Annotated in this window: 8 protein-coding genes; 3 read left to right on the top strand and 5 right to left on the bottom strand. The window is 49.8% G+C overall.

The annotated features are described in order from the left end of the window. Positions 1-30: 30 nt before the first annotated feature. On the top strand, positions 31-2,010 hold the full coding sequence (locus JIN82_RS06700; RefSeq protein ID WP_200310866.1) for a glycosyltransferase: 1,980 nt from the start codon (positions 31-33) through the stop codon (positions 2,008-2,010). 86 nt (positions 2,011-2,096) lie between these two features. Here the strand turns inward: JIN82_RS06700 and JIN82_RS06705 are convergent, their stop codons facing one another. After that, the gene (locus tag JIN82_RS06705) at positions 2,097-3,146 is read right to left on the bottom strand and encodes a hypothetical protein (RefSeq protein ID WP_200310867.1); all 1,050 of its coding nucleotides are present in this window, start codon (positions 3,144-3,146) and stop codon (positions 2,097-2,099) included. A gap of 91 nt (positions 3,147-3,237) precedes the next feature. Then, positions 3,238-6,171: a hypothetical protein gene (locus JIN82_RS06710; protein ID WP_200310868.1), complete on the bottom strand. Its 2,934-nt coding sequence runs from the start codon at positions 6,169-6,171 to the stop codon at positions 3,238-3,240. A gap of 372 nt (positions 6,172-6,543) precedes the next feature. On the opposite strand from JIN82_RS06710, the gene JIN82_RS17575 reads away from it, so the two are divergent. Then, positions 6,544-6,912, top strand: a complete 369-nt coding sequence (locus tag JIN82_RS17575) for a PEP-CTERM sorting domain-containing protein (RefSeq protein ID WP_200310869.1) — start codon at positions 6,544-6,546, stop codon at positions 6,910-6,912. 460 nt (positions 6,913-7,372) lie between these two features. After that, on the top strand, positions 7,373-8,119 hold the full coding sequence (locus JIN82_RS06720) for a PEP-CTERM sorting domain-containing protein (RefSeq protein ID WP_200310870.1): 747 nt from the start codon (positions 7,373-7,375) through the stop codon (positions 8,117-8,119). 94 nt (positions 8,120-8,213) lie between these two features. Here the strand turns inward: JIN82_RS06720 and JIN82_RS06725 are convergent, their stop codons facing one another. The 3 genes from JIN82_RS06725 to JIN82_RS06735 all read right to left on the bottom strand — a co-directional run bounded on the left by JIN82_RS06725 (position 8,214) and on the right by JIN82_RS06735 (position 12,822). After that, positions 8,214-9,173, bottom strand: coding sequence for a D-2-hydroxyacid dehydrogenase (locus JIN82_RS06725; protein ID WP_200310871.1), 960 nt, complete (start codon positions 9,171-9,173; stop codon positions 8,214-8,216). Positions 9,174-9,241: 68 nt separating this feature from the next. Beyond that, entirely contained in the window at positions 9,242-12,052 is a 2,811-nt protein-coding gene (locus tag JIN82_RS06730; RefSeq protein WP_200310872.1) for an ABC transporter permease, read from the bottom strand. A gap of 5 nt (positions 12,053-12,057) precedes the next feature. Continuing rightward, positions 12,058-12,822, bottom strand: a complete 765-nt coding sequence (locus JIN82_RS06735; protein WP_200310873.1) for an ABC transporter ATP-binding protein — start codon at positions 12,820-12,822, stop codon at positions 12,058-12,060. Positions 12,823-12,837: the final 15 nt, after the last annotated feature.

The raw sequence follows: 12,837 nt of genomic DNA on the forward strand, positions 1-12,837 counted from the left end.
ACAGAAACAGTCATTTACAGTAACTGCACCATGCGTATCGATTTTGTCACTGACACCTATCCGCCTGACGTCAATGGAGTCGCCATGACACTCGCTAATTTGACCGCAGAGCTGAGAAAGCGAAATCACCTCGTCCATATCTGCCATACAGGCGAGACGCGACGCGGTGAAACTAGCCATCTGTCACTCAGCTTGCCGGGGTACAATGAAGTTAGAGTTGGGCTGCCAAGCCCGCTCAAATTACGCAAACGCTGGAAGCACAAACGCCCAGACGTCATCTACGTGGCCACAGAAAGCCCCATGGGAGCGTCCGCTATCAAGGCCGCTCGCCAGCTAGGCATCCCAGTGGCCACAGGCTTTCATACCAATTTTCACGACTACCTAGACAAAAGCAAAGTCCCGCACATGCAGGACATTGCCATGGCCTACCTCAAGCGCACCCATAACAAGGCCGACTGCACCATCGCACCGTCACCCGACACCGTCGCTATGTTAGAAGACTCTGGGTTCAAAAACGTCAAGCTGATGGGGCGCGGAATTAACCACGAACGCTTCCACCCCAACAAAAGGTGCAAACTGCTGCGCAGCTACTGGCAAGCAGAAGCTAACGAGCCCGTTGCTCTCATCGTTGGACGCCTAGCTAGCGAAAAAAACCTGCCGCTAGCCATGCAGACGATTCGCGAACTACAAGTCGACTTCCCATCACTCAAAGCAGTCTGTGTGGGCGATGGCCCCGAAAAAGAAAAACTGCAGCTGGCATTTCCCGAGGTCAAATTTGTAGGCACCCAGCGCGATGATGAACTCGCCGCCCACTATGCCTCCGCAGACTTATTCATTTTCCCTAGCGAGACAGAAACCTTTGGCAATGTGCTCATAGAAGCAATGTCCTGCGAGCTAACATGCGTTGCCTATGATTACGCAGCCGCCGCCCTCTACCTCAAAGATGGTGAGAATGGCTTCACCGCTAACAAAGGTGATCAGGCTGAGTTTAAAAATAAATGCCGACTCGCGCTAGAGCATGTTAGCAGACAAGATAGATCGCTTGGTATGGCGGCGAGAAAGAGCATTTCTCACCTCAGCTGGCCACAAGTCGCCAAAAAATTTGAATCCCACCTGCGGGAAATTCGCAGCAGCTATCCAGCTAAAAAACAACGTGTCAAAAACCGCCTCAATGTGCGCACGTTGATTCTATCAGACCTCCACCTAGGCACCCCAGATGCCAAGGCTAGGCAGGTCGTTGACTTGCTTAAAAATACTGACTGTGAGCGCATTATCCTCAACGGCGACATCATTGATGGCTGGGAGATCAAGCGCGGCGCTAAGTGGCTGAATACACATACACGGGTCATCCGCACACTGCTCAAAAAGATAGAAAAAGATAAAGTCGAAGTCATCTATCTGCGCGGCAACCATGATGATATCCTAGAGCGATTTTTGCCGCTCAATATGGGCCGGCTTAAGCTCGCTATGGACTATCACTTCCAGACGGCAGACGGCAGAAATTACTACATCATCCACGGTGACGGATTTGATAGTGTATCCACTAACCACAAGTGGGTCGCTGTGCTCGGCTCATTGGGTTACAACCTGCTACTCAAAATCAACCGCTTCTACAACAAGTACCGGGCCATGCGTGGCAAAGAATACTACTCTATCAGCAAGAAGATCAAAGCTAAGGTAAAGTCAGCAGTAAACTTCATCTCCAGCTATGAAGAAAAACTAGAAGAACTCGCCGTTTCTAAAAACTGCGAGGGCATCATCTGCGGCCACATCCATACGCCAGCGGATAAAATGATCAACCATACCCACTACCTCAATAGTGGCGATTGGGTAGAGTCTCTAACTTGCATCATTGAAGACCACCATGGCGCGATGGAAGTGATCACCTATCAAGATTTCCTCAAACGTACCCAGCTAACGCCAGCTCCAGCCGACGAACTCGAGGAGTTTGAGGTCCCATTCCCCAACATCAACGAGATCCAAGAGCAGCTCGTCAGAGAGTCAGCCTAAAATCTAGCTGGCTAACTTTTAAAAAGAAAAACCCCCAGCTGGCTGACCAGCTGGGGGCATCAAAAATATCTAGCAATTAGAATCAATTACTTGTGCTTGCTCTCGTACTCAGCCAGCCATTTTTTGCGAGCTTCGAGATTCTCCTTCATGCCAGCCAGTTCGTTAGCGCGGCGCTTAAGGTCGTCAAACTTGCGGTACATGTCGTCTGAGTCTTGGCGGATATCAGTCATTAGCTCACGGATCATCAGCTGTAGCTCGTGTGCTTGTCTGCGACCTATCGCCACTGTGCTTGCCTCGTTAGAGAAATCCATCATCTTAGCCAGCTGAGCTTTACGTTCAGCTAGAGCCTTCTCGTTACGTTCGACATCTTGCTGATAGAAACCTTTTTGAGCATCAGAAAGTGAACCCGCGTCCAACTTAGCCTGCACTGCTTTAATATCGCGCTCTAGCTCACTAATGCTGTTTGTTAGTGCATCAATAACCTCTTTGCGTTGCTTGTCTGTCTGAGTGGTTTCACGGCGATTTTGCTTCCACTTCTCATTCACCTTCTCACCACCATTGCGGTACCAGCGACCATAGCCATAACCTCCGCCATCGTTGACGTACTTTTTATAGTCTTTGTGGTCAGTAAAAGTTTTTGATAGGTCGACAATTTGGCTGATACGCTTGTCGATCTTCTCATCAAAGGAATCCACTAACTCTTCGGCCTTTTCATCGTCTGCAGATTTTCCCGCAGCAATATTGTTCATGACCTCGGTGCGTGTCTTGTTGTATCTATCAATCGAATCACCCAGCGCCTGCATCACGTCTTGCTTAGTTTCAGCCACGCGAATTTTAGAATCTTGTGAATCTTTATATTTCTCCAAATTCTCAACAACCTTGCCAACACGTTCTTCGATGCGTGCATCTAACTTTTCGATCTCTCCTATAAGAAGATCAATACGAGCTGTACGGTCAGAAATACGAGACTCCATCACAGGGATGGAGAGTTTGCGCGTCTGGTATTCCTCTTCAGTTAGCTCAGCTGTAGCAGCTGGACCTGCATCTTCGCGTGGTGCAGTTGGATCTTCAGCCAAAGCTGGGTTTGTTAGATAAGCACCCGAAACTAGCGCTATTGTGAGAATGGTTTTTTTCATAACTGAAGACCACACAAAACAAACGATCCCTTACGGTCAAGCTCAAAGCTTGCCCATAAGGGATTAGATAACATCTAGCTAGCTAGAAAAGCTAACGCCTAGACCTGCCAGCCGGACTAGGTCGAGAACCTGAGCGGCTAGGTGTTGGCCTAGATGGAGCCGATCTACTTGGGCTAGGGCGGAATGATGACGAGCGCTGTGGCGCGGCACGCTGCACTGAACGAGTGCGCTGCACGCTTCGTTGTGAACTCTGCTGCCTAGCACGACTATCAAAGTTCAACTTGCTAGATGTTGGCCTAGAGTTGTTATAAGTAGGTCGCGCTGCCGGTTTTGGCGCAGGCCTCGAAGCAGGCTTCGGCGCTGGGCGTGTTGCAGGCTTCGGCGCTGGACGGGTTGCAGGCTTCGGCGCTGGACGGGTTGCAGGCTTCGGCGCTGGACGGGTTGCAGGCTTCGGCGTCGGACGGGTCGTTGGCTGGCTTGGGCGAGTCGTTGGCTGGCTTGGGCGAGTCGTTGGCTGGCTTGGGCGAGTCGTTGGCTGGCTTGGACGGGTCGTTGGCTGGCTTGGGCGAGTCGTTGGCTGGCTTGGGCGAGTCGTTGGCTGGCTTGGACGAGTCGTTGGCTGGCTTGGGCGAGTCGTTGGCTGGCTTGGACGGGTCGTTGGCTGGCTTGGACGGGTCGTTGGCTGGCTTGGGCGAGTCGTTGGCTGGCTTGGGCGAGTCGTTGGCTGGCTTGGACGAGTCGTTGGCTGGCTTGGACGAGTCGTTGGCTGGCTCGGACGGGTCGTTGGCTGGCTTGGGCGAGTCGTTGGCTGGCTTGGGCGAGTCGTTGGCTGCCCCGGCTTCACCCCTGGCTGAGTCGGACGGGTTGTTGGTTTTTGCCCCGGCTTAACCCCTGGCTGGCTTGGTCGCGTCGTTGGTTTTTGAGTGGGTCTCGTAGATGGATTGTTCGGCAGCTTGGTATCTTTCCATTTGCCACTTTCCCTAGTCTGCCAGTTTCCTTTATCTTTTTTATAAACCTTACCGTCTTTACCAACAAAGACATTGTCTCTGGTGCTCGGGCGGGCAGTAGGTCTGAACCCTTGTGAAGGTTTACTAGGTCGCTTATCAGCGGTAGCTGGTAGACGATTTTTATTATTCGCCCAATCTCTGTTGTGAGGTTTCACCCCTTTATTCCAGCCACTCCCATATGGCGTTGGCACTGGGCGTGCACCTGGTCGGCCTGGACGATAGCCAGGTCTTGGACGTGTTGGGTTATAGGCTGGTCTCCATGATGATCCGTAGCGGTCACCATAGCGATAGTGAGCACGATGGTAGCGGCCTCGATGATATGGCACAGGACGCACACAGCCACCCCACGGTCCATAACCACGGTAACTTCCGCGATAATAACCACGGCGATACCAGCTATATCTAGCGCCGCAGCCCCAGCCAATGTAGGCAGGGCGGTACCAATGATAATGGCTGTGGTTGTTGCCCAGCCAGTAACCAGCTCCAAAGAATAGCAATCCCCGCCACAGATAGCCACCTGTGTAGCCAGTGGTATACCCCACATCCACGGTGGTTGGGGTGGAATTGTACACGTTGACGTAGGTCACATTGTGTGTCGGGTGCTCAGCTGGAATGGTGTAAATTTCCTCTGCCACGTTATCACAAACAACCCATGTCCCATTTGCCGTAGGCGCCTCAAACCACACCCCGTCGTAACAGCAATAATACTTGTTATTGACCAAAAAGACATCGTTCTCGGTATTGGTGATAAATTGCACCGTAGTGCCTTTGATTGCCTGTAATTGCGGCTCACCATCGTAAGCTACTTCCAGCGTCATATCCGCACGGTTCACCGTAGCGGTTTGTGGAATCGCAGCGGCCACCGCTGCTTCATCAGCTGCAGACGTTCCCGCTACCGAGGCCAGCACATCAGCTTGCTTACCATCTTCAGGGATCTTGGAGAATTCCTCCGGCAGATCAAAAGTAGCCGCACTCCAGCCACGATCCAGCTCCTGCGAGCGGAACCATCGACCAGCGGTCAGATAATACCAATTTTTCTCTTCTGGGTAGAAAAAGAGATCATTCTCAGTATTGGTCACCTGCATCAGCTTGGTGCCAGAAATCGGCTCTAAAATAGCCCCGCCATCGAGTTCCAGCAGCTCACCTGGCTGGTTGGAAACAAAAACCACAGGCCCTTCAGCCACGGGCTCTAAGCTAAGAGCCTCTCTCACAGCTTCCCAGTTATCATCCTCAGGCAGTGATTTGAAAGAAGCAGGCAGGCTCTTTGCCGGAGCCCACGGCCCCTTCATCACATCACCCGTCTGCATCCACACGTCGCTAGCCAGCAGGTAATACTGCGAGCTGGTTCCATCCATCAGCAAATCCCAGTTGGTATTGGTGGCAAAAAGCAGGCTATTGTCGCCCTCTTTCACCGCTTTAAAACTTGGGTCGCCCATGAAATTCACCAACACAGCTGGCGTTTCAGAATAAAAAATCGGCGGTGGGTCTAAGCTCACCTCAGCATCTTTCTCGCTCACCTCAGCTCGGTCCACTGCCGCCACCATCGAGTCCAGGCTCATGGTCAAATCAGTAGATTTATTCACCACCTTGGTCATCAATGCTTCCAGCTGCTTTTTCTGCTCGTCGCTCTCCGCATCGGGAAAACTCAGCGCCAAGATCTTGCGTTCACCAAAGTGCACCACATTCTCTTCTTTCACCGCCACCGTAGTGGTTTCCAGCATCACCGCACCATAGGCAGCCTCCGCATCTTTTTTCTTCAGCGAGCGCACTGACGCCGCCATGCGTGTCTTCAATGTCTTAAAATCCTCCCAAGCATCTATCTGCGGGCTAAAAAAGATCACTTCATAATCGTCAACTTGATAGCTGACGGGCCAGCTGACATCACCGATGTCATTGGCTTCTTGCTCACTATTGGTAGCTGGTTCTTGCGCCAGTGTACTCGTCGCTGCCACCATACCAATAGTAACTGCCAGCGGCCAAGCGGCCAGCCAGCTGAGTTTCAGTTTAGGTAATTTCATATCTCTTGGATAGGTCGTTGATCCATTAGTTGCCCCTTCGACGTCGCCGACGCAGAAAACATTCAAATCTAATGGTGAAATAAACGCTCAGAATCAGTCGATTACAAGTGATTTCTAATGAAATCAAAGGATTCCCCCAGCCCTCAATACAATCACTATTGTTCATTCTCATATGAAAAAATCACAAATATCCAAACAATCATCATTGAGCCACCCCAACAAAAATGACCTACTAAAGTCTCTTATTCTATGCGTGATACACGATCTAAGAAACCAACAAACTGTTAATTTCCACACAAGAACATGAAATGATCTAAACAAATATGCCTTCCCGCTCTAGCCTTGTTACTGGGCTCAAATTTCGCCTCAGCCGTGGTAATCGCATCATGGGATTTTACCTCTGATGTGAACCCGCTGGCTGGCACCTCAGTAAATGACTACGACCTCACTAACAACGGAGAGGTCACATTCTCTACCAGTACAGGAGCTACATTCAGCAGCTCCAACAACCTGTACTACGACTATGGCAACCCTAACTCAGGAAGTACTGTACTCGACCCAGACAGCTCATTTGTCATTGGTGCCTATGGAGAAAATGGCGGCAATGAACAATCATGGGCCGGCACGATGACAGCAGCAACACTAGACGTCACTCCATTCAATCCAATCCCAGAACCTAGCACCGCCCTCTTATTTGGCGCAGCCCTCGGCGCACTAGTATTTAATCGCCGACGCCAATAATAACTCATCATTCATATAGACCTAACAAGCCCTCACCTTTCGCCCTCACTTGTCCGCAAGTGAGGGCTTTTTTTGTGCCTACAAACAGGCAAATAGCCACTTCAAATCCAGCTAGAAAAATGCACTGAAAGCTCAAAATCAACAGATTACTTAAATGCATTTACATCCACGAAGGCAAAAAAACTTTTTGTTAGCCAACATGTTTTAACGACTAAACACCTCATCAAAAATAAATATAGCGATCCCTGAACAAACTAATCCTCAGACAATAACAAATAATCAGACATTCATTTTAACCGAACTAAACAATAAGTCGTTTCAATTAGACTGTCCCACTATCAAAAAGCACAAACCCCCACCATTGAAACAAACATGCATAATTATTATCTATAGATATGAAATTCTGTCACTCATATCCGGCAATGTGAATGACAGATCTTGACAATCCATAGACGCAATCATGAAACTAGCAAAACTCATCGCCCTACCCGTTCTCTCCCTCACCCTCATGTCCAATATCGCCAACGCAGCGGTGCTGGCCTCATGGGACTTCACTAGCGGCACGCCGCTACAAGATACCTCTGGCAACGGCTATGATCTCTCCAACTACGGCAATGTAACGCCAGGAGAAAATGGCATAGAGATGGATGCCGGTAGCCATCTATTCTATGATTTCTCAGATAATCCAACTGACACATCGCTAGATCCAAACAGCTACGCTTCTTGGACACTGAACCTCACTGGTGTCACAACTAACGTTAGTGGCGGAGCGCAAGCCATCGCCGGAAGCCGTACAGATAGCGGAGTCGGCTGGGAACTTCTTATCAATAAAGGGGAATTAAGATTCTGGCTAAGTAGTGGTCAAGAGAGTTGGGTAAGGGGCCACAGTGTCATCGATATCGACTTTACCCAGCCACTAGACATCTCCATCAGCTACGATCTGGAAAATAATACCATGAGCATGACCGTCAACGGCGAGAATGCATTTGAGCCTTTTGACATCGGCGACCTGAATCCTATCTTTAACAATGGTGTAAACAGCTCATTTGTCATTGGCGCCTATGGTGATAATGCTGATTCATGGTCTGGCTCAATGACTGGCGCTAGCCTCACTGTTACTCCATTTGATTCTGTGCCAGAACCTAGCACCGCTCTTTTGTTTGGCGGCGCACTCTGCTCACTTGTGCTCACTCGCCGCCGCAGCTAGCAGCTCAACAAAACTAACATAGCTTATGCAAGCTTCCGCCCTCACTTGTCCGCAAGTGAGGGCTTTTTAATTTCTAGCTAACTGACCCCTTAGATCAGTTCACCTTATTGCTAGGAGCCCCCAGCTGGAAATTTTGTACATTAGCCACCATGCCATCTAGCAAACGCTGGCGAGCCTCCACTGAAGTCCACGCTGTGTGTGGTGTGATTAGCAAATTCCCCGCCGCATATTTGAGCAAAGCATTCTCCTTTGCTGGTGGCTCTTGAGCCAACACATCCAGACCAGCACCACCAATTTCACCAGCTTCCAGCGCCTCTAGCAGCGCCACTTCATCCACCAATGGCCCGCGCCCAGTATTAATCAAATACGCGCTTGGCTTCATCAATGATAGCACCTCTGCATTGATAAAATGCTCGGTCTCAGACGTCAGCGGACAATGCAGCGAAACCACATCTGAGCTGGCAAAAAATGTCTCCCTGTCCACCCTAGCAAGATCGCCGCGTCTAGCATTGCTCGACCCATCGCGAGCCAATACCTGGACTTTCATACCAAAAGCCTCAGCAATCACCGCCACCTGCTCAGCTATCGCCCCCATGCCCACAATGCCCATCGTCTTGCCAGCTAGATCGTGCACGGGGTAATCTAAGCGACAGAACATTTTCTCAGCTGGCCAGCTAGAAATCTCAGCGGCATAACGGTGGATGTTAGTTACTAAATTCAGCAGCAAGGTGAATACGTGCTGCGCTACTCCCGCAGTCGAGTAACCAGAAACATTACATACAGTAATGCCTAACTCACTAGCAGCTTCGAGATCGATCAGGTTCACACCAGTAGCACAGGCTTGAATCAATTTCAGCTGCGGATTAGCCTCCATCGTCTCACGTGTCATTGGCACTTTGTTAGTAATCACCGCATCCATCCCAGCCACCCGCTCAGCAATCAACTCAGCTGGCGTAAGCTCATAATAAACCATCTCCGCCAGCGCTTCTAGCGGAGATAGGTCCAACTCACCACGGTGTAATGTACAGCTATCTAAAAAGGCAATTTTCATCATGCCCATCTATAATCAACCAATCACCACCTGGCAACTCGATAGCCCAGTAGCTAAACTAGTGATTTGGCCTACTGGCCTCCGCGGCCAACGCGTAACAAATCTAGCGGCTTAGCGAGACCGACGCTGATAGCTGGCACCAATGATGCAAATATCACTAAGACCAAGGTCATCACCACGCCGATGAGGATGCTAGAGATCGATAATTCTAGCTCTGTTGACATCCCGCCGAAGAAACTAACATGCTTTGATAGAGCCGTACCACACCAGCCAAATAAAATTCCAAACAGCGAGCTAACAAAGCAGCCAACCAAGCCAATTAATACAGCCTCAACAACCACCAAGCGCGCGAGTGTCCAGCGGGAAAACCCTATCGCTCGCAATACTCCCAGCTGCCAACGGCGCGACCTAACTGAAGCCACAATAACGGTCATTACCCCCAGACAGCCAATCAACAAAGCAACTAAAGGCAAGACGCTCGCAGCCCACAGCCACTTCGTCGCGCTCGTGCGAATATTTTCCCTCACGTCCTCTATCTCCGTCCAATAAAGATAGCTGTGCTCGTCCGCTGAATCTTTATTCTGCAGCGACCGGTGCTCGGCTCGATCGGCCCAATTATAGACCGTCACCTCTTCAGCTAGACTCGACTGATAGTCAGCCCTCAGCTTATCCAGCCACGTCTCATCAGCTGCCGAATTGCGCACCATGGCAAATCTAGGTTTGAATAGGTCAAAGTCACCAGCAACGACCTGAGCATCAGCAATCACTAATGCCGCCGTTCGGTGTGTGCGAACTCGCAGCCCAACAGATTTAGTTAGCCAATGCCAGCCAGCCATGTCGACAGTAGCTGAAATCTTGTAGCGCACTATCTTTGCAGGATCCTCAGGGGCCACTACTTCAAATTCATCTCCTAACACCAATCCCGTATCACTGAGAAAATGCTCAGGCACAATACAACCTCGTTGGTAGCGAATTTCGTTTTTAATCCTCTCTGCCTCCGCATCCGAAAAATCAAAATCGAATGGGCTGAATGAACGACCCGCCCTAGCAAAATCGGCACCCACAATGATGACATTGTCTTGTCTGGTAATGCTGGCCCGTTCTTGGCTGCCGGTGATGTCTACTCGCAATCGCGGCTGCTCAACAAATACCGGGCTCACTGTAGCCCCCATTTTCTCATAACTATCAGCTTCGTCTAGCAATGCCTGTGACCTAACGCCATAGGGCTCGAAACGAACCACCTCAGTTGGGCACCATTGCCCAGGCACAAACTTCTCAAGCATCGTCATGCCCCACACTTGAATCGATATAAAAATCCCCAGGCCGACACTTACTAATATTGCTGAACCCACAGTACGTCCCATGTTTGCCGACATCTGCTGCTTTAGCAATGACGGCTCAATAGATAAGACTCTAGCCAGTACTGGAGAAACCAATTTTTCTACCAACTGGACAGTAGCTGGAATTAATAAAATAACCCCCAAAACTAACAACACGACAACCGCTAGTAAGATCAAAAACGCGTGCAACTCTGCATCAGGAGCGCTTGAGAAGGCCAAGCCACATGCGCTCGCGCTGCACACTATTCCTAGAAACGCCAACAAGCAGACCTTCCAAAGTGACCAAACTGACAAACGCTGCTCGGGAAGAACCAAAGCATCTAATGGACTCGTCGCATAACTCCGCCACGCTGGCACCAGTGCAGCAAGCAGAGCTGCACCTAATGTCGTTACCCCAGCAGCCAGCACCGCTGTTGGGCTCAATACAAGCAACTCTGATAAAACATCGCCAGACGACATGTTAGTCCATATCTGCAGCATATAGTAGATAAACAGGCTAATAATAAATCCCAGCGCAGCAAAAACCAGCGATTCAACCATCACGATGCCGGCAATCTGACCGCGAGTCATGCAGATAGATCGCAGCATGCCAAATATTCTAACTCGCTCAGAAACGCCCATATTCAAGGCGTGGAAGATGACTAAAAAGGCCAATAACATTGCAAGCGCTGTGCTCCCTATCGACTGCATTTTCAAATTCTTCGCGGATGATTGCTCATCCAGCTGCTCCTCCAGATCAAAGTCTTGCTGAAATTGAACCGGCGGATCCAGTTGGCCTAAACTTGGCCCCCAACGGTAACGAAATTTATGAATATCAGTCTCCGCTGCTAGTTTGATACCAAGAAAACTTACCATTTTGGCTCGTTTGAAGATGGTCTCCGCAGCGGGAAAACTAACAAACGCATCCGCTACGCTAGGACTTGGTAATTTTTTGCTCGCTCCCATTTTTCCTGTCAGCGGCTTTGGTGGATCCGTAACTATCCCTATCACCTTAAGCGACAGCTCATGATCACGACTCCCCAACAACAACTCTCCACCAACATAGAGGTGATAGAGATCAGAAATCGACTGGCTAATAACAACCTCCAACAAGTCACCTCTACTTTGTGACGCCAGCCATTTCCCGCTGGCCATATCAAAAGGCGCCGCATCAGCTTCCGTAGCCACAATCAACACCTCATCAGCTACACCAGTGCTCTCAGAAGTTGATCCCGGTGGCGGTTTCACCTCCTCTTGTAGGGGATTTAGAATAGCAAGCGATCCAGACCACATCGCGTCAGCAGACTCAACACCATCCAAAGCTCTAACGAACTCCACAGCTTCGCTGCTCAGATGTCTATCGAAACGCTGACTGATAGGATCAACTATAAGGTCGTATTCGCCCATAGCACGCTGCGCAAATTCCTTATGAGACCGCAAAACCGCATCGTAGCTAGACAACATCCACAGCACCAAACAGCTAGCTGAGCCAATAGCTAACGCTGCCCACACCAGCCGCACCTTACTTGCCAGCGCCAGCCGCAAAGCGAATTTTACTATCATTCTCATCAGCGAGTTTTTGTCAGTTGCTTCTGCTGGTGAACGATCTGCTGATATTTAACAGCCAGCTCAGCTTCGTTGTCACATTCAGATGTTGCAAAGCTATCTACAATCTTGCCGTCACTCAGCACATGAACTCGGTCAGCCGCAAAGGCTACTGCGGGCTCATGAGTGACCATCGCTATCGTGCATTGTTGTTCATCGCATAGCTGCCTTAGCAATTGGCAAATATCCTCTTCCGCTACCGAATCTAAATTACCAGTAGGCTCATCAACTAACAAAACATCAGGTTCAGTGATCAAAGCCCTAGCAATCGCTACTCGTTGCTGTTCCCCACCTGAAAGAGCATCAGGCCGATGATGGCGCCTATCCTTCAAACCCAGCCTATCTAGCAGCTTCTCCAATTGGCTATCTGTCACTTTCTTTCCAAGCAGTGGAAGCTTGATATTCTCCTCAGCTGTCAAAAACGGCATTAAATTATAGGCTTGGAAAACAAAACCTAGATGATTTCTGCGAAACAAAGTTAGATCATGATCACCGTAGCCGCTGATATCAGTTCCGTTAATGATAATTTCTCCACGATCGGCATTTGTTAAGCCCCCAATGAGATGCAGCAAAGTACTTTTGCCCGACCCAGACGCCCCCATGATGGCGACAAAATCTCCTTTGTCTACGGCAAGACTAACACCATCTAAAGCGGCGATTTTCTGCTCGCCGTGCGAGTAGTACTTTTCTAATGAGCGAATCTCTAATGTTCGATTATCACTTTTCATGATCACAATTCTCCT

It is taken from the genome of Persicirhabdus sediminis (assembly GCF_016595495.1).
Taxonomy (GTDB): domain Bacteria; phylum Verrucomicrobiota; class Verrucomicrobiia; order Verrucomicrobiales; family Akkermansiaceae; genus Persicirhabdus; species Persicirhabdus sediminis.

Coding starts and splice junctions, on each gene's coding strand:
- JIN82_RS06700 (WP_200310866.1), top strand. CDS start 31: ATGCGTATCGATTTTGTCACTGACACCTATCCGCCTGACGTCAATGGA.
- JIN82_RS06705 (WP_200310867.1), bottom strand. CDS start 3,146: ATGAAAAAAACCATTCTCACAATAGCGCTAGTTTCGGGTGCTTATCTA.
- JIN82_RS06710 (WP_200310868.1), bottom strand. CDS start 6,171: ATGAAATTACCTAAACTGAAACTCAGCTGGCTGGCCGCTTGGCCGCTG.
- JIN82_RS06720 (WP_200310870.1), top strand. CDS start 7,373: ATGAAACTAGCAAAACTCATCGCCCTACCCGTTCTCTCCCTCACCCTC.
- JIN82_RS06725 (WP_200310871.1), bottom strand. CDS start 9,173: ATGATGAAAATTGCCTTTTTAGATAGCTGTACATTACACCGTGGTGAG.
- JIN82_RS06730 (WP_200310872.1), bottom strand. CDS start 12,052: ATGATAGTAAAATTCGCTTTGCGGCTGGCGCTGGCAAGTAAGGTGCGG.
- JIN82_RS06735 (WP_200310873.1), bottom strand. CDS start 12,822: ATGAAAAGTGATAATCGAACATTAGAGATTCGCTCATTAGAAAAGTAC.